20 protein-coding genes are annotated in these 18,044 nt (G+C 38.0%); 10 read left to right on the top strand and 10 right to left on the bottom strand.

Annotated features, from left to right (window positions below; all coding sequences use genetic code 11):
• Nucleotides 1–6: 6 nt before the first annotated feature.
• Entirely contained in the window at nucleotides 7–678 is a 672-nt protein-coding gene (locus CH354_RS04280; RefSeq protein WP_100719974.1) for a response regulator transcription factor, read from the top strand.
• A gap of 2 nt (nucleotides 679–680) precedes the next feature.
• On the opposite strand, the gene CH354_RS04275 is transcribed toward CH354_RS04280, so the two are convergent.
• From CH354_RS04275 to CH354_RS04255, 5 genes are read right to left on the bottom strand one after another with little or no spacing between them, the layout of a single operon-like run.
• Entirely contained in the window at nucleotides 681–1,694 is a 1,014-nt protein-coding gene (locus tag CH354_RS04275; protein WP_100725936.1) for a tetratricopeptide repeat protein, read from the bottom strand.
• Between the two features lie 7 nt (nucleotides 1,695–1,701).
• Nucleotides 1,702–3,321 carry a cytidylyltransferase domain-containing protein gene (locus CH354_RS04270; protein WP_100766296.1) on the bottom strand — a complete coding sequence of 540 codons (1,620 nt, stop codon included), beginning with the start codon at nucleotides 3,319–3,321 and terminating at the stop codon, nucleotides 1,702–1,704.
• On the bottom strand, nucleotides 3,296–4,846 hold the full coding sequence (locus CH354_RS04265; RefSeq protein WP_100766295.1) for a spiro-SPASM protein: 1,551 nt from the start codon (nucleotides 4,844–4,846) through the stop codon (nucleotides 3,296–3,298). The genes CH354_RS04270 and CH354_RS04265 overlap by 26 nt, the downstream gene beginning before the upstream one ends.
• On the bottom strand, nucleotides 4,846–5,895 hold the full coding sequence (locus tag CH354_RS04260; protein ID WP_100725517.1) for a putative peptidyl-prolyl cis-trans isomerase: 1,050 nt from the start codon (nucleotides 5,893–5,895) through the stop codon (nucleotides 4,846–4,848). The genes CH354_RS04265 and CH354_RS04260 overlap by 1 nt, the downstream gene beginning before the upstream one ends.
• Nucleotides 5,896–5,907: 12 nt before the next feature.
• On the bottom strand, nucleotides 5,908–7,122 hold the full coding sequence (locus tag CH354_RS04255; protein WP_100719978.1) for an aspartate kinase: 1,215 nt from the start codon (nucleotides 7,120–7,122) through the stop codon (nucleotides 5,908–5,910).
• A gap of 102 nt (nucleotides 7,123–7,224) precedes the next feature.
• Here CH354_RS04255 and CH354_RS04250 point away from each other — a divergent pair, with 102 nt between their 5' ends.
• Nucleotides 7,225–8,160: an acyl-CoA desaturase gene (locus tag CH354_RS04250; protein ID WP_100719979.1), complete on the top strand. Its 936-nt coding sequence runs from the start codon at nucleotides 7,225–7,227 to the stop codon at nucleotides 8,158–8,160.
• Nucleotides 8,161–8,167: 7 nt separating this feature from the next.
• Here the strand turns inward: CH354_RS04250 and CH354_RS04245 are convergent, their stop codons facing one another.
• Genes CH354_RS04245 through CH354_RS04230 form a run of 4 tightly spaced genes read right to left on the bottom strand, consistent with a single transcriptional unit; the run spans nucleotide 8,168 to nucleotide 10,527 of the window.
• A complete protein-coding gene (locus CH354_RS04245; RefSeq protein ID WP_100719980.1) occupies nucleotides 8,168–8,677 on the bottom strand; it encodes a hypothetical protein in 510 nt (169 codons plus the stop codon).
• 2 nt (nucleotides 8,678–8,679) lie between these two features.
• Nucleotides 8,680–8,988, bottom strand: coding sequence for an LIC13255 family lipoprotein (locus tag CH354_RS04240; protein WP_100725516.1), 309 nt, complete (start codon nucleotides 8,986–8,988; stop codon nucleotides 8,680–8,682).
• Nucleotides 8,985–9,521 (bottom strand): LEA type 2 family protein, encoded by a 537-nt coding sequence (locus CH354_RS04235; protein WP_100725515.1) that lies wholly within the window; start codon nucleotides 9,519–9,521, stop codon nucleotides 8,985–8,987. Before CH354_RS04235 ends, CH354_RS04240 begins: the two co-directional genes overlap by 4 nt.
• On the bottom strand, nucleotides 9,511–10,527 hold the full coding sequence (locus CH354_RS04230) for a zinc-binding dehydrogenase (RefSeq protein ID WP_239671429.1): 1,017 nt from the start codon (nucleotides 10,525–10,527) through the stop codon (nucleotides 9,511–9,513). Before CH354_RS04230 ends, CH354_RS04235 begins: the two co-directional genes overlap by 11 nt.
• A gap of 35 nt (nucleotides 10,528–10,562) precedes the next feature.
• On the opposite strand from CH354_RS04230, the gene CH354_RS04225 reads away from it, so the two are divergent.
• From CH354_RS04225 to CH354_RS04190, 8 genes are read left to right on the top strand one after another with little or no spacing between them, the layout of a single operon-like run.
• Entirely contained in the window at nucleotides 10,563–11,357 is a 795-nt protein-coding gene (locus CH354_RS04225) for an MlaD family protein (RefSeq protein ID WP_100725935.1), read from the top strand.
• Nucleotides 11,357–12,436, top strand: coding sequence for a glycosyltransferase (locus tag CH354_RS04220; RefSeq protein WP_100719984.1), 1,080 nt, complete (start codon nucleotides 11,357–11,359; stop codon nucleotides 12,434–12,436). Before CH354_RS04225 ends, CH354_RS04220 begins: the two co-directional genes overlap by 1 nt.
• Before the next feature lie 21 nt (nucleotides 12,437–12,457).
• Entirely contained in the window at nucleotides 12,458–12,676 is a 219-nt protein-coding gene (locus CH354_RS04215; protein ID WP_100719985.1) for a flagellar FlbD family protein, read from the top strand.
• Between the two features lie 3 nt (nucleotides 12,677–12,679).
• Nucleotides 12,680–13,462: a motility protein A gene (locus CH354_RS04210; protein ID WP_100725513.1), complete on the top strand. Its 783-nt coding sequence runs from the start codon at nucleotides 12,680–12,682 to the stop codon at nucleotides 13,460–13,462.
• Between the two features lie 9 nt (nucleotides 13,463–13,471).
• Entirely contained in the window at nucleotides 13,472–14,305 is an 834-nt protein-coding gene (motB, locus tag CH354_RS04205) for a flagellar motor protein MotB (protein ID WP_012387231.1), read from the top strand.
• Between the two features lies 1 nt (nucleotide 14,306).
• Nucleotides 14,307–14,834, top strand: coding sequence for a flagellar basal body-associated FliL family protein (locus CH354_RS04200; RefSeq protein WP_002972703.1), 528 nt, complete (start codon nucleotides 14,307–14,309; stop codon nucleotides 14,832–14,834).
• A 4-nt stretch (nucleotides 14,835–14,838) separates the two neighbouring features.
• Nucleotides 14,839–15,579 carry a 3-deoxy-manno-octulosonate cytidylyltransferase gene (kdsB, locus tag CH354_RS04195; RefSeq protein WP_100728663.1) on the top strand — a complete coding sequence of 247 codons (741 nt, stop codon included), beginning with the start codon at nucleotides 14,839–14,841 and terminating at the stop codon, nucleotides 15,577–15,579.
• 24 nt (nucleotides 15,580–15,603) lie between these two features.
• A complete protein-coding gene (locus CH354_RS04190) occupies nucleotides 15,604–16,272 on the top strand; it encodes a DUF1003 domain-containing protein (protein ID WP_243395955.1) in 669 nt (222 codons plus the stop codon).
• A 33-nt stretch (nucleotides 16,273–16,305) separates the two neighbouring features.
• Here CH354_RS04190 and CH354_RS04185 read toward each other — a convergent pair whose 3' ends face one another.
• Entirely contained in the window at nucleotides 16,306–18,006 is a 1,701-nt protein-coding gene (locus CH354_RS04185) for a cation:proton antiporter (protein WP_100720583.1), read from the bottom strand.
• Nucleotides 18,007–18,044: the final 38 nt, after the last annotated feature.

Genomic DNA, 18,044 nt, shown 5'->3' with positions numbered 1-18,044 from the left:
GAAGTTATGAAAAAACAAGTCTATATCGTTGATGACCATCCTCTTGTAGTGGATGCATTACAAAATCTAATCGCTAAATCTGATGATTTAGAGTGTATTGGAAGTGCAGATAATATTGAAAAAGCCTTTAACGATATAGAACAAATGCAACCTACACTTGTTTTGATTGATATCCAACTCAAACAAAACCAAAACGGTTTACAACTTCTGAAAAAGCTTAGAACAACTTTTCCAAATATTGCCGTCATCATCATCAGTATGTTGACGGACGATACTTTTGTGGATCGTGCCTTCAAATTAGGCGCAATGGGTTACGTGTTCAAAGAAGACACAACCACACAAATTGTAGAAGCGATTCACACCGTACTGAAGGGCGATTATTTTGTAAGTTCTTCACAAGCGACAAGACTACTTGGACATTTGTACCGTGCTTCTCAAAAAGACGAAAAAGATCCAATAGATCGATTGTCCAATCGAGAGTTGGAAGTATTTCTTATGATTGGAGAAGGAATGCCTGTGAAGGAAATTGCTGCCAATATGGGACTTGCACCATCCACTATTGAAACCTTACGTTCTCGCATCAAATCCAAACTAAGCATCACAGAAAACGAAAAATTGATTCGTGTGGCAGTGGAGTGGAAATACACCCAAGCCAAAACGGATATCGTTGTTTCGTAGTCTTAATATCTCAATTTAAAGTAATGATAAAGTAAATCTTTTCCTTCGCGGGAAGAGAGTAACATTCTGTACGCTTCGGCAATTTTTGACTCGTTTTGAGATTGTTTTTGGATGAAATGAAAAAAGTCATTGGCCCTTTCATCAAATCCTAAATTGAGAAGTAAGTTTAAGTAAAAACTTTGGTCGTATTCATCAGCAAACGGAGAATATGCGATCGGCCTGAGCAAATTCTCCGCTTCTCTCCATTTTCTCATTTCAAAAAAACAACGTGCATATACTTTTTTTTCTCTCCAACCCAATGCCCTTGGGTTTTTTAAAAAGGAAAGAGATTTTTTTGGATCTTTTTCGAGTAAATACACCACTCGTCCCATTAGATGAGATGCTAACATATGTTTTGGATCTTGTTCTAAAATAGTGGTTAGTTCAGACTTTGCTTTTTCTACTTGGTTGAGTTCCAAATAGGTTTTTGCTAAAATGAGTTTTGCTTCATTATAGTTCGCTTTGTATTCCAAAGATTTGCTTAAAGAAGTAATGGCATTATTATAGTCTTTTAAAATGTAATACGCTAATCCTAAGTTATAATGATAAAAAGGATTATAGGGAGAAATTTGGTTTGTTTCTAACCAAGTTTCCTTCGCTTCAGACCAACTGTCCTCTTGCGCATAAATCATACCTAGTAGGAAACTAGCTGCTTCATGGTTTGGTTCTTTTTTTAGAGTTCGATTTAAACTTTCTTTGGCTTCTTGCCATTCCATTCTCGAGTATAACAAACTTCCATTCAAGTAATCATACTCAGCAAATGATTTGTAAACATCAGACTGAATTTTTTTCCATTCAGCATCTGCTAAACCGAATTTACCATAACGTAATGCATTGATGATATTTCGACTTACCTTTTCGATTTCAATTTTTGCATTGATTTCGATCGATTCCTGATCTTCTGCATCAGCAATTAAGTTATATTGAAATGTTACAAAAAAGAGTAGGGTTAAGATGAACTTATATTTTATTTTCATATCGTGTTTAAACAATGGAATTTAACCAATTTAAAATTTTTGTATGAGCATCGCGAACCAATTTGATTTTCTTTGAGTTCGTTTTGTTAGGAAAATGATTGATTTGATTCAATTTAGATAACGGACCAAGATATGGAATTCCTAGTTCTTTTTCGGCAAACAATCCAAGAGTTTCATGGATTTCAGAAATTCCAATTAAAGAAACCTTTTTGGATTTTGCCATTCCTTCGATCATCGTTTGACCAAAATACGTGCAGACCCATTCGGAAGAATCAATTTCTCTGAGGAATTCAGAATACGAAATTCTTGGTTGGTATTCAATGTGTGAATCCTTTGGTTTTTGACCACCAATGCGTAGGATGGAATGGAAGTGTGGATTCACTTGATTTTTGGATTGGTGGAACTGTAATAAAAACTCATCAATCTGTTGTGATTCGGTTTCATCCAATTGTCCTGCATAAACCAATAATTTTCCAGATGATTCTGGATTTGTTGATTTGAGTTCAGATAAGGGTGAACTATAGTAGGAAAGTGAATTTTCATTCGAACTCGGAATTGAAGGATGTGGTAGAAAAAAAGTAGCATTGGTAGTGTTTGGTGGATGATTCAAGTTATCGATATAAAAAGCATTTTGAACTGGATATTCGATTTCCCTTGTATCAAAAATATGGGGAATGTTTGATTCTTCTTCTAAAAATGTATCTTTAAGTTGAACATCATATTCATTTAGTTGCAAATAAATTGATAAGGATTTACATCGTTCAAAGTGTCCGTACCCAAATTGAAGTGGGTTTCCATACAAAACATTTATCCTTTTTTTGTTTTTTTCCGTTTTGGGTAGTGTGAATACAACCTGTTCTACGTTTGCATTCAAATTAAAAAAATTTGGATTAATATCATATAACTCTAATACTTCTTTTGCTCCAAAAAAAGGATTCGTTTCTCCCAATTGATTCCAAATTTTGCAAATCAATTCAAAATCTTTTTTCTCATCAACAGTGATTCTGAGATGAGATAACTCTCCGTTTTGAAATTTTCTATATATGTCTAGCGGTTGTAAATGGGGTGGTGAAAGTCGATATTGTTTATGAACTTCAGGGAATTCTTTGATGTGTAGGGATACATGTTCTTTATGTCGTTCTAATTGAGTTTCTTCTGTGTCATAACACAATGAAGCGGTTGAAAAACATTCCACTCCCATTCCGAGGGGCAAACCATTCATTGACAAACTATAATAAGTTTCCTTGATTTCTAGAATTGCTTCATATAAATAACGAATTGAATCAATATCTATAAAAGGGTTATCGGCCGTTAGTCGAAAAATATGTTTTGCACCAAAATGGATTGCCGCTTTACGGAATCGGTCTCTGACATCTAATTCAGATCCACAGAAATAAAGATATCCTCTAGTGTTTAGAAATTGAATGGATTCTTCATCTGACTCTGGGATGAGAAAAATAATTTGGTTATGTTCAAATACAGTTGATAATCGGCGATGGATATGATCTAAAAATGTGATTCCTGAATCCTCAGGTATTGATTTTAATATTTTTTTTGGAAATCGAGTAGAGCCTAGTCTTGCCTGAATGAAGGCAAAACTATCATGCGTTGAATGTATACCACTCATCACAATTCAAACAAGGAGCAGAGATTTTGTCATGTTCACCGTTAAAACTATGACGAAAAGACTCTTGGCCTTTTTTCCAAACATCAGATAAGGATTCCGTAAAAAGATTTCCAATGATTTTAGGTTGGTTTTGTTTACAAATTGAAACATCACCTGTCACATTTACATATAAATCACGTGTCAAATGCCAACAAAAGTCTCTATGGATTGGTGTTAGGTCACTTACTCTTCGTTCCGGTAGTTGATTGGCAAAACGATTGTATTTTTGTAGAATGATATTGATTCCCTTTTTTTCAAATGAAGTAAAGTAAGGATCGATTTCATCTTCTACTTCTTTCATTTTGATCATTTGTACATAGAAGGAATTTTTAGGTAAAAGTTTGGAAAGAGTATCCACCGATTCTAAAACAGTAGTGAGTCCTTTTTTGCCATATAATGTTTGGTATGTTTTTTCTTTTAAAGTACTAAGATTGGTGATGATACAAAGTTTTTCTTTATTAGTTTGATCCAGTTCCTGGATGAGGGAAACCAAATGGTCTACATTTTTGTATAAAGCTGTTTCAATGATAAGTTCTTTGAGTTGGGAAAGAGTCAGGATTTCTTTTATAATTGAGGTAAACTCAGGGTGTAACAGTGGTTCTCCATTTCCCGATAAACTGATGGTGATAGGAGAAGTTAATTCTTTTTGGAATTTTGAAACCAATGATTTTACAGTAGCAAGTGGAACAAAACTTCCATCATTTGATTTATCAATAAATTCGCGTGGGCAAAATACACAGGAGAGTTCACATCCTTTGTAAATTTCCCATTCCATATAAGATGGAGAACTTCGATACAATTCAGGATTTTGTTTTAAAGTGGAGAGTAAATCCTCGTATGGAATTTCTTCTGCTATAGCAAGTAAACCGTTGATAAGAGTATTGGATCTTAGTGAATGATAACGAAAATCCAGACGTAATTGTCGTAAATCAGGAGATTGGAAAAAAATATCTACATCATATTGATTGATATTCTTTAGAAAAAATGAATGAATATCGGTTGTTAGATGGTCTGGCAAGGAACTCAAAAATTCTCTTGTGATGACAGTTGGAATTAGGCCAGGTGGAATATTCTCTGAATAAGAATACTGAGAAAAAAAGTTTTTATGACGATTCCAAATTTTTTCTGTTAACGATGTATTGAGTAGGGGTGAAATTCCAGTAAAATATAAAAAACAAACTTCGTCCCATTCTGGATCTTTAAAAATTGATTCAGGTAATAAATTTCCAAATTGTTTGAAGAATTCAATTTCGGTTATGTTTGGTTCATAAAAAACAAATGAATTCGAGAATTTTGATTTAGATAAATTTGTTTTAACGGAATCATTCACATTGATGTGGAGATTTAAATTTGGAAATACTTTGTGAAGTTTGAAAACAAATGTTTCAAATAATTTTAGATCAAAATTAGATTCTAAAAACGAAAGTGTTTGGGTGTCTAAATAAACAACAGCAAAACTAGGATTGTATTCTTTGCGATTGATCATTAATCTGAATTATACTTTTCTTCGGGATTATTTATATTATGTTCTTTGATGTAAATTGGATCGAAGATTGTAATTGCCATATTTTTGCGAGTAACAACAACCCATTCTTCAAAAGAAGTTTGTTCCTTTTCACGAAATAAAAATCCCTGGATCCCTTTTCTAACAGCATCGAGAGGAGTTGGCCTCATACCTTCAATATAAACCAAACAATATCGTTTTCGATCGTCACGGAATACTTCAGAGAATTTTCCTTGGCCACCTACTTGTGCTAACACAGAAGCAGTTGATGGTTGGGTTTTGTACAATTCAAATGTAGGCACCCAGTTGACAAGTCCACCGTTCAACCGGTAACGAGATTCATTCCTTGGGCCAGATGCCACAAGTTTAAAAAAGGAAGGGTCATTTAACGATTTGTTTCGAATTTCAGTGAGTTCGTTAAACAAACGAGATTCTTCTTCTATGGAACCATTGGCTGGTGAAAAAACAAGCTCACGAAACTTAAATTCATTTCCAACCTTCGACTTGTTTTTGTTATACCATGATTGTACTTCTTGTTCTGAAGGAAGTGGGGGACTTACTTTAATTTGTAAAAGTTGTCCTTTTTTGATTTGGTAAGGGAGGTCATCCAACCAAATATCATAGGGTAAGTTAAATTGGTTTTGAACCGATTTTTTAAACTGCTCTAAGTCACTGATACCTTGGGCATCCATTCTTTTTTGAATTTCAGCTTCGATCCGTTTTTCATTGACTTGGATTGATTCTTCTTCTGCAACAATATCAACAACTGCCCGATCAATGAGAAAGTCGATCACCTGTGAATGGAGAGAACCTTTTTTGCGGTAATTTGGGAAAAATCGAGAAAGGTTTTTATAACGTTCTACACCTTCTTCGTAATCTAAAGTCGATATAGATTTTGGACCCACAATGGCGAGCACAGCATTGAGTGATTCATAGGAGTTGAGAGGTTTTGTGGGAACAGCGAGAGTAAAACAAACAACCGCTGCAAAAACTAAAACGAAGTTACGCGAGATTCGAATTCTTTTTTGCATACGGTCATAAAACTACCCAATAAAGGTAGTGTGTAAAGCTTTTACTGCGTCTTCCGCTTGGTTTTGTTTGATGACACAAGAGATTTTAATCTCAGATGTAGAAATCATTTCGATGTTGATGTTTTTTTCTGCAAGGGATTGGAACATTTTTGCAGCCACTCCAACGTGGGATTTCATTCCAACTCCAACAGCAGAAACAATCGAGATATTTTCGTCAATTTCTGCCTTTCCATTTCCATGGTCTTTTGCATAGGTCTCAATGATTGGTTTTGCTGCGACAATGTCTTTTTTTGCAATTGTAAAGGAAATTGTATTAATTCCGTCTCTTGGAGAGGATTGAACGATCACATCAACGATCACATCTTTGTTGGCAAGTTGAGTGAAAAGGTCTGCTGCGATGCCTGGTTTGTCTTTTACATCAGCAATGGTAACACGTGCTTGGTCCCCTTTTGCAGTGACTCCGCTAACTTTCATTTTTTCCATAATTTTATCCTCACTCATTACTAACGTTCCCGGTTTGTCATGGAAACTAGATCGAACGTGGATTACCACGTTATAGTTCATTCCTAATTCAACACTTCGTGAATGTAGGACACCAGCTCCTAAACTTGCTAGTTCCAACATTTCTTCATAAGTGATTTGTTTGTGCATTTTGGCAGTTGGGATTTTTCTTGGGTCAGCTGTATAAACCCCATCTACGTCAGTATAAATTTCACATTCATCTGCACCAAGGGCTGCCGCGAGAGCCACAGCTGAAGTATCACTTCCACCTCGTCCTAAGGTGACAATGTTTTCGTCTTTATCAATCCCTTGGAAACCAGCAACGATTACCACCTTTCCTTTGTTAAAGGCTTCGTCGATTCTGGAGCGATCGATCATTTCAATTTTACCATTGGAAAAGTTTCCATCTGTTAAAATTTTTAATTGAGAACCTGTAAACGATTGTGCAGGAACTCCTAATTCATTGAGAGCAATGGCAAGTAAGGCAATGGATACTTGTTCCCCGGTAGAAAGTAACATATCCATTTCCCGTTTTGGCGGGTTTTTCGAAATTTGATCAGCAAGGTCTACCAGTTCGTCTGTAGTATGTCCCATTGCAGAAACAACAACAGCAACCTTTTGGCCTTCGTCGTGGTAACGTTTGATGCGTTTGGCCACATTTTGTATTTTGGTGGTGTCACCAACTGAGGTTCCACCGTATTTTTGGACAACGATTTTCGATGACATGGGTTTATGGACAGGGTAGGAGAGGCAAATCGGGAATCAAGTAGAATGAATTTTTTTGCAACCAAACCCTTTGGAAAGACTCCAATAAGTATAGGTTATTGAATGAATTCTGCATCTTCTTCGGTGGAACCTGTTGTCAAAGAACAGGCACCTTTACTTTTCCTCGTTTTATTTTTTCTTGTCCAAGCGACTGTCTTAACGGTATTTACCGTCCCCTTTTCCTGGACTCTGGTTTGGGTTGCGGTTGGTTCTTATTTCCTTCGTATGTTTGGAATCACAGGTGCTTACCATCGTTACTTTTCCCATGCATCATTTAAGACTTCGCGGGTTTTCCAATTTGTCCTTGCTTGGATCGGATCCATGGCAATGCAAAAAGGTGCTCTATGGTGGGCAGCTCACCACAGAAACCACCATAAATATTCTGATACGGAAAAAGACATCCATTCCCCAAGCCGAAAGGGGTTTTGGTATTCTCATATGTTCTGGTTTCTAAGAGATGATTATAATGATTATGAAGCGAAATTAATTCCTGATTTTTATAAATACCCAGAATTACGTTGGCTTGATCGGAACCACTGGATCCCTCCTCTTTCCTATGCAATTCTATTGTATGCGGTTGGTGGTTGGGCTTGGCTTGTGTATGGTTATGCTGTATCCACTTTTATCCTTGGCCATGCCACATGGACTATCAATTCCCTTTCTCATGTGTATGGGTCGGTTCGTTATGATTCTAGAGACACAAGTAAAAACAATGTTTGGTTAGCACTACTCACAATGGGTGAAGGTTGGCACAACAACCACCATTACTACTGTTCGTCGGTGAACCAAGGTTTTTATTGGTATGAAATTGATATCACTTATTACATTCTAAAAGTATTAAGTTGGTTTGGGATTGTTTGGGACTTAAAAAAGCCACCTAAAAAAGTGATTGAAGAAGGCATTCAAAGAGACCGTCTTAAAAAAGAAGAAATGGCAAATGTTCGGAAACAAAAACAAGAAATCAAAAGCAAAAAGAAAGTAGAGGTACTTTCAACATAAAATAAAGTCATACCCCCAATCGTTTGCGTATGTCTGCCGGGATACTTTGGATCGAGTCGTATCTCTTCTTTTTTCCTCCTGGCAGGGATACATAATAAAAACCATTGATCATTTCCAAAAAATAATCCTGTCCTTTTTCCCCTAACGAACGATTATCGAGTTCCTTTACCATCTTTTGGTATTTTGATGGCAGGAGATTCCAGTTCATATAATTGGTAACAACACCTTGGTCATTGACAGTGTAAGCCCCATCTTGGTGGAGTATTTTTGTTCCATTATAATCAAAAATTTCCATCACTTTTAAGTTGTTATCTTTTGGTGATTTGGAATCCTTTTTGGATTTACCATCTACATTCTTGGTATTGTCATCAGAATTGGAATTTGATTTAGATTTTAGGTTCGTGGATGATTCTTTTTTTCTGAGTTTACCAAATAATAATAAAAATACACCGGCAAGTCCAAGTGCCGCGAAAAGAAACATTTCTGCAGTTGATAAATCAAATAAATATCGCCACATAGTTAACGAAAACTGGTTCCAATCGCCTTACAAGAATCTGGTGTGTACCCTTCGGTATTCCAAGCAGGGCAAGTTGTGAGTTCGATGGCCCGAAAACAAAGATTTGCATCGTCGATTTTGACTCTGCCTAAAGCCAGTGCACCAGGTAATTTATTCGAACCACATGCCGAGTTTTTTAAAGTATACTTTTCAAAAATCTTTTGGTTCCCTTCTTGCGCAGAATAAAACAAATCATCTCGATGTTGGATACAACCAGAGAATACACAAGTGATGTTAGCGAAGAGAAAAATAGAGAGAAGTTTTTGGTTCATCGTTTCAGTTTGATCCGAGATACTTCCCGAACAGGGACTGGTAATTTTCCAAATACACTATCAATTTGTACGGTTCCATAAATTTCAAACTCTGCTTCTTCCCCTTTTTTTGCAGCCTCTCCCAATTGTTTTGCTAACAAAAGTAATTTGGGAAGGAGAGAACCTTTTTGTTCGGGAACAAGTTTTAAAACGACAAGTGTTTCCGAATTTGGTTCTACTTCCACAGGAGTTTGGTTTTGTAGTTTTCCAATGTATTCTTTGCCTTGGTTTGTTACGAGTTCGATATCCAAATCAAATTCGTAAATGTTGACTTTAGTTGGATTTGGATTGGTAACAGAAACTTGGGGGTACAAATCAAGAAGTGGTAACAAAGGAAAACTAGGATTTGGTTTCAATTCGACACGAACGTCCACCAAATCAAACTTACACGCCTTTAGACTTTCTAAATTTTTTTTGGTATCACTGATACAATTGATGAATACCAATGATATAAAAAAACAGATTCCAAATTGTTTTACAACGTTACGGACCAAACACTACCTTCCCTTCGGTCATATGTTGTTTATAAAATTCTAAACCTTCTTTGTATTCTTCAAACTTAAATCGTTTGTTGATTTTGGTTTGGAAAACAGTCTTTAAGTATTTTTGAGCTTCTTTTGCTTGTTTTTGAAACTCTTCCAAACCAATTTCATAAATCCATGAAGACAGCCAAAAACCTTCAATTTTTTTGTTTTGGAAAAGGATGATCCCTGAGTTCACCGAAAAAGGTTTTTCAGACAAAGCACCATAACAAACTATTTTTGCACCATAAGGCATACATTCTACTAAGGATTGTGCTGTTTCCCCAGCGACTGCATCGATGGCATACGTTGCATTGAGTTTTTTAGAAAGTTTGAATAAGTCTTTTTGGTAATTAGGTGAACTGGAATTTAAAATATGTTCTGCACCAATTTCAGTTAAGGTATCTTCTTGTTCTTTTTTTCGCACAATATTGATGAGTGGAATTCCTTTCTCTTTGCAAAGGCGAACTACCATTTTACCAAGGGCACTTGCAGCAGCAGTTTGGATCATTGCTTGGTGTCCTTCTTTTTGGCATCGCGATACCATCGCCCAAGCTGTCATTGGGTTTACAAAAAAACTAGATCCTTCATCGAGAGTGACACCATCCACTAACGGTAAACAGTTGTCTTCCGTTGTGATCATATACTCAGCCCAAGATCCATCATTTTGAGGAGCCACGCAGGATACTGCCATTCCCACTTTTAATGTTTTGATGGCACTTCCGACCGCATCGACGGTTCCACTGGCTTCAAATCCTGCTGAGACAGGAGCTTTTTTTTTGAATCCATACAAACCACGAATGAACATCAAATCCGATGGATTGATGGGAGAAAGGTGGATTTTGATCCTGACTTCGTTTTCTTTCGGTGTTGGAATTTCTTTTTCACGGAGTTCCAATTGTGGTTCGATTTCATCGTATTTGAGGATGGTAACTGCTTTCATCTCATCCCATTCACTCACGGAAAATCTGCTTGCCAACTCTTTCTTTTGAGGGAAAGTACTTTGAGTCCCCCGTGAAATCAAAAAAATTAAATAACGAAACCATCACTGGTATCATTTTTTTTTCGATTTTAGTTTTTGCATTTTTTACGACTGTCATAGAGCCAGACAGACCCACTAAAAAATACCCTTACCGACTTTCGTTATTTTATTCACGTATCGATGGGATCAAAGAAGGGACAGAAGTAAGAATTCTCGGGATCCAAAAAGGGTATGTTGCTCATATTGACTCAAGGCCACTCATGGATGTTCCTGATAGACGGTTCCTTGACCATAACATGGATCATGCGATCGAATTACACATTGCACTCGAGGACCCACTTACCCTTTGGGATAATTATGAAGTGGATTTCCAAACAGTGACATTATTTTCAGGAAGGATCATCAATATCAACCCAGGTAGTTCCGATGGGAAACGTGCCTTTTTTAAACCCACATTTCGTGAAGGGGAAAAATCTCCTGATTACTTACCATCTGCCAGGTATTTCGATGATTTTTTCAAAGCAACTTCTGCCACGATGGAAGAAAATCGTTCTGACCTAAGACAAATCACATTGGATTTTCGGTCCATCACCGATAAATTAAACCAAACAGAAGGTACAATTCCCAAAATCATTGGGAGTACTGAGATGTATGATGAACTTCTTGCGACGATTAAAGACGCAGAAGCCATCGGCAAAGAAGGAAGAAGGTACATGGAGAGTTCTCGAAATTTGGAGAACACCATGCCGATACCATTTTTAATAACAGCTTCGTATTACGGCCGTACAACGCCAATTACGGGAAGAAGGATTGGACCACAAGAATAATGAAAGTTGCAATTATACATGACTGGCTCACTGGAATGCGAGGAGGAGAAGTTGTCCTCGACAGTATGTTAAAGGCCTATCCAGAAGCAGATTTGTTTAGTCTTTTTTACTCAAAAGGCAAACTCAATGCAAGAATTGAAAATCGAAAGATCACAACAGCCTTCACCAACAATTTACCTTTCAAAGAAAAGTACTATCGATACTATTTGCCATTATTTCCAACTGCGATTGAAACATTGGACCTAAAAGGGTATGATGTTGTGATCAGTTCTTCTCACTGTGTTGCCAAAGGGGTCATCCCTCACCCCGACACGTTTCATTTGAGTTATGTTCATAGTCCTATGCGTTATGTTTGGGATATGTATTATGATTATTTCCCGGCAAGGAAGGGTTTTAAATTTTTCCTCTTACAATCCATAGCCAATTACCTACGAACTTGGGATGCTGCCTCTGCCAATCGTGTGGATTATTTTACATGTAACTCGCATTTTGTGGGAAGAAGGATTCAAAAGTATTACCGACGAGATTATAAAATCATTTATCCTCCATGTTTGCCCCAAGACTTTCGAGTGCATGATAATTCTAAAGATGATTATTATCTGATGGTTTCGGCCTTTGCTCCTTATAAAAAAATTGACTTAGCCATTGAAGCTTTCCGAGAAAATGGAAAACCACTCATCCTTGTGGGTGGGGGCCAAGAAGAAGGGAAACTCACAAAAAATCTTCCTAAAAACATCCTTTGGAAAAAAGGGTTACCTCGCCAGGAAGTGGTTGAACTTTACAAAAAGGCACGAGGGTTTATTTTTCCAGGGATGGAAGACTTTGGGATCACACCTGTGGAATCCCAAGCCTATGCCACACCCGTCATCGCCTATGGCAAAGGTGGGGCTCTCGAGTCGGTAAAAGATGGCAAAACAGGTGTCTTTTTTGAAGAACAGACCGTAAAATCCTTAAACGACGCCATCAAACGGGCAGAAAAAATCCAATTCAAACGATGGGATTTCCAAAATTCCATCAATCGATTCACGGAAGAAAAATTCGTAAGCGAAATTCGAAAGGTAGTCGATAGACATAAATAGAAATCTCTGAAGGGGGATCTCTTGGTCATTTTACACCGACTCAAAGGGGCTGAATTTGTTCTCAATGCAGATTTGATTGAGACAATTGAAGCCAATCCAGATACGATCATCACTCTTGTGAATGAAAAGAAATTCATTGTACAGGAGTCTGTTGCGGACGTTGTGGAAAAGGTAATCACTTACCAAACAAGAATCCACAACTTACCTCGAGTGAGTGATAGAAGGCCTGAGGAAACATAAGAAATGGATATAGCTACAGTCATTGGTTTGGCCCTAGGAGCGGCCTTGATGTTATTAGGGGTGGTTTCAGGGGGTCTTGCATTAACAGACCTTATCGATATTCCCTCGGTAATGATTACATTTGGTGGAGCTGCTGCTGCCACGATCATTTCATTTCCTTGGACATCCACCATTGGTGTGGGTGCGGTGACCAAAAAAGCCTTCCAAAATCCACCTTCAGATTTACCTGGTCTCATCACGACACTCGTTAGTTTCTCTGAAAAAGCACGTCGCGAAGGTTTACTTGCCTTAGAAGATGATATCAACGAATTACCGGAAGAATTTTTAAAGAAAGGAATCCAACTTGTTGTGGATGGAACGGATCCCGAACTTGTCCGAAACATTATGGAAACCGAAATTGGAAACACTGCATCACGCCATGCGTATGGTCGTGGTTGGTGGGATGCTTACGCTGGTTTTGCGCCAGGGTTCGGAATGCTTGGGACCCTTGTGGGTCTTGTGGGGATGTTAAAGAACTTAGGTGGTGGGGATGCGAGTGCCATTGGACAAGGTATGGCGACAGCTCTTATTACAACATTATACGGATCTCTTGCACAGAACTTATTTGCAGCGCCAGTCGTGAGAAAGTTAACACGTAGATCAGAAGATGAACTTGTGATCAAACAAGTAATGGTAGAAGGTACACTATCAATCCAATCAGGTGATAACCCAAGGATTGTAAAAGAGAAACTTGCGAGTTTCTTAACACCAGCTGAACGTGTTGCCTTAAAAGATGATGGAGATTAATCCTTAGCCATGGCTTCCAAAAAAGAAAAATGCCCTGAGTGTATCCAAAAAGTTCCCGAGTTCATGGCAACTTACGGGGACATGGTGACACTTCTCCTTTGTTTCTTTATTCTTTTGTATACAACAGGGAAAACGGATGCAAAGGAAATGCAAATCATTCTCTCGGCATTTAAATCCACCACAGGATTTTTCACAGGTGGACAAACATTATCAAAAGGTTCATTGGAAGAGATGGGAATGCAAATTGAGTCTCTTCCTTCTCAAGTGGTTGGTCGTAACCTATCCAAATCTAAAAAAGATGCACAAGAAGTATTCAAACCAGAGGTAGAAGCTGGAAAGGTGCGGATTTCGGAAAACGAGAGAGGCCTTGTGATTTCTCTCGTGGGTGCTGATTATTTTTATCCAGGTTCAGCGATTCTAACACCTGCTATTCGAGAGACTTTAAGAAAAGCAGCGGGCCTTATCAAAGGACTCGAACGATTTGTGCGTGTGGAAGGGCATAGTGATGATGATGCTGTGAATCCAGTAAGTCGTCCTGGCCGTGAAGAAAGAGAATATATCAATAACTGGGATTTGGCGGGAGCGAGAGCTGTGAACGCTACTGTCTTTATGATCAATGCTGAAGAAATTGAGCCTAGTTGGTTCCAAGCAGTGAGCTTTGGATCCTACAGACCTCTTGTGTTGGAAAATGAAGGTACACCAGAAGCAAAGGCTTTTAACAGAAGAGTGGATATCATCATTTTAACTGAGAAGTCTACAAAACGAGGACCAGGGGAAAGTAAATACGGACTACCTGACACTCGTTTGCCAAACACTGAAACAAATGTAGAAGGAGAATTTTAACATGGGTGACCGTGAAGTAGATGAAGAAGAAGGTGGGTTAGCCGAAGGTAGTTCCGCCTCTGCTGGGATGTCCCCCATTGTCAAATGGTTATTGTACATCGCCGCGGCCATTTTTGGAATTATCATTGTAACCGTAATATCGATGTTTGTTGCTCAAAAAACAGCAACAAGTGTGTTCAAACAACAAAAGAATATCTCACTTGTGAAAGCTCCACCTCCTTTGGAAGTTTACACATTTCAGGAAGAGTTCCGAGTGAATACTTCTGATGTTGGAGAGTCACACTTTGTGAAGTTGAAAATGTCTCTTGGATTTGAATCAGGCCAACCAGCACTATCTGCAGAACTTGCGGCACGTGTGGCTCAAATGCAGAACATCATCAACTTGGTGATTGCTCGTAAAACAAAAGATGATCTAAAATCCATAACGAATCAATTGGATTTACGTGAGGAAATCAAAGCCCACTTAAATCACATTTTGACGAATGGAAAAATCAAAGAGGTTTACTTTACCGAGTTCTTGGTAAACTAGGACTATGTCCGACCAAATCCTTGGTGTGATCCCCGCGCGTTACGCGAGCACACGATTTCCTGGCAAACCACTGGCCCTCATTGGTACAAAACCAATGATCCAGTGGACTTATACCCATGCATCAAAGTCAAAGTCTTTCCACCGTTTGGTGGTAGCAACAGATGACAAAAGAATCCATGATGTTGTGATAGGATTTGGAGGTGAGTCTGTTCTCACAAGCCCAGACCATCCGACAGGAACTGATCGTATCATTGAAGTCGCAACTAAATACCCCAATTATGGAATCATCGTAAATATCCAAGGGGATGAACCTGCGATGGAAACAGACCTCATTGATGGTGTGGTGGATTTAAAATCCAAACACCGCAATTGGGAAATGACTACTGCCGCTGTTCCTTTTTCTCCTTCAGAAGATCCTAAAGACCCTAATAAGGTGAAGGTGGTTTTCGACAAAAATGCAAGAGCCAATTATTTTTCCCGTTCTCCCATCCCTGCTTCCTTTAAAGTTGAAGCCAAATACCATCGTCATCTAGGCATCTATGCCTATGAACGTGATTTTCTAATGTCCTATAACCAATTACCTTCTTCTGATTGGGAAATGTTTGAATCCTTGGAACAACTCCGAGCCTTACAAAATGGTGGAACCATTGGGGTGTTTCTTGCAGAGAAAGCAAATTTGGGTGTGGATTCTCCTTCTGACTTGGAAGTAGTGATTAGAGAGTTCCAAGAAAAAGGTCTGATTTAGCTGATGGAAAGTAACATTTGTTATGTGTGTCAAAAATCATTCCGAGAAAATCAATTGATCAGCGCCATTGGAATTGGTCACGAAATAGTAGAATTGATTCATTCTGATTTTCCAGGTTGGAATGAACAAAGTAAAATTTGTAAAAATGATTTTAATCTATTTCGAATGAAGTATATTACCAATTTGGTTGAAGAAGAAAAAGGTAATATTGAAAATCTAGAAAGAGAAGTTATCAAAAGTATTAATGATAACGAAATTTTGACTATAGATACCTCGTTAAAAACGGAAGCAATCACATTGGGTGAAAAAATTTCAGACAAAGTTGCATCCTTTGGCGGAAGTTGGAAATTTATTATCGCTTTTTTTTCTGTCTTAATCCTTTGGATTTTGGGAAATAGTTTTTATCTTTATTTCAATGCCTTTGACCCATATCCATTTATACTTTTAAATTTAATATTATCTTGCGTTGCAGCCATACAAGCACCCATCATTATGATGAGTCAAAACAGACAAGAAGTTAAAGATAGAATTCGTTCAGAGAACGATTACAAAATTAATCTAAAATCTGAAATTGAAATCAGAACCTTACATGAAAAAGTGGATCATCTTTTACTGGACCAATGGTCTAAAATGATGAAAATCCAAGCGATTCAAATCGAAATTCTCAGCGAAATTCGAAGTAAAATCAGATAAGGTTCTGAAACAACATTTTATCATCCAATTCTCTTAGTTGTTATTTCGCATCCCTCGCGAAATGTATTCATATAAAAATTCACCAGTGATCACACCTGGGATGATGACTTTTTGTGCACCATCAGCGACTAATTTTTTAGCTTCACCAGGTTCATCACTTGTCAAAATGATTTTTGCATTTGGTGCTAATTTGCTAAGAGTGGAAAGCAAACGGTTGTTATTTGTTCCTTTGAGAAATGAATCAGAGATGGTACAAATGACCATCGAAGCATCATGAAGCCCGATATGGGATAAGGAATCGGGATGAGCAAGGTCTGCATATGCCCATTGGAACCCTTTGTTTGTGAGTTCGTCTTTGAAAGCTGGATTGTAATCTGCGATGATGATCCGTTTGATGAGGGAAGGTGATAAGTCCTCTAAGTATTCCACGAAGGCACGTGCAATCCGAAAGTATCCAAGGACTATGATGTCTCGCACCATTCCGTCTCCATGACCACCGTGTCCACCATGACCGGCTTTCTCTTCTTTACTTGCGTCTTCGGTTTGGTCAGAGATTCCCACTCGAGCGAGTAAACGTTCGAAAGTTGCGGCAATATTATGGTTAAACATAATGATATAAGTAGATAGAACAGATGCAATGATGGTTGAAGTTAAAATGACTGCTTGTAATTTCGGAGTGATGTGTTCGAAACCAGCACCTAACGCTAAGATTACGAGCGAAAATTCGGAAATTTGAGCAAGGTTGAGTGCAGTTAAAAAACCGTTTCGAACCCCTTTGTTGAGTTTGATGATAACAGGGGCAATGGTAATCATCCTTACAAATAACATAAGAGTGATAATCGCAGCAGAGAGCCCAATCACCTCTAAACTAGGAAGAGGTACTTTTAGACCAAGTGCCACAAAAAAGAGGGTCACAAAAAAATCTCGGATACCAATCAGTTTAGAGATAACATCGGCACCGTAAGGAAAAGCAGCAATACTCATACCTGCAACAAGTGCACCCATCTCTTTGGAAAGACCCGCTTCTCCAGCGATCCCACAAACCAAAAAACACCACATAATGGAGGTCAAGAGAATCAGTTCAGGGCTACTAGCACATGCTTTGTATAATTTGGCCAATACGTAACGGCTAACACTAAAGCTAAAAGCAATCAGGAGTACAATAATTCCAACTGAGGTTAGAATTTTTAATATCTCTGGATTGTTTAGGTTGGGTTGTACACCCATAAACAAAATGGCCCATATGTCTTGGAAAACCAAAACCCCAACGGTTAATTTACCAGAGAGAGTGTTGATCTCTACCTTGTCTTGTAATAATTTAACAACGATTAATGTGGAACTAAGGGAGAGGGCAACTGCAATGTATAGAAGGTCAAATTTTTCAGAACCAATGGAAAGCCCGAAAAATGGAAATACAGAATACACAAAAGCAACAGATAAAGTAAATTGTAAGATACCGAGTGTGAACATCGCCTTTCCCATTTTGGCGAGTTCCGCAAGATTGATCTCAAGACCAATGATGAAAAGAAGTAAGATGAGTCCGATTTCGGAAATGAGTTCGATACTTGCTTCGTTGGTAACAAGTTCAAATCCCATCTCTTTCCCAAGCATAGCACCACCGATGATATATCCTAAGATTAACGGCTGTTTGAGAATACGAGCAATATGACTTAAAACTGTAGCAAATATAATACTGAGACCAATGTCTTGTAAAAGTGACTCTTCCCCGTGCATAGATACCTTCTTTAGGGAAAATTTTAGGAATTCCTTGA

This window comes from Leptospira levettii (genome assembly GCF_002812085.1).
GTDB classification, from domain to species: domain Bacteria; phylum Spirochaetota; class Leptospiria; order Leptospirales; family Leptospiraceae; genus Leptospira_A; species Leptospira_A levettii.
The sequence above is the reverse complement of the archived record's forward strand: the minus strand, read 5'-3'. Positions and strand labels throughout refer to the sequence as shown.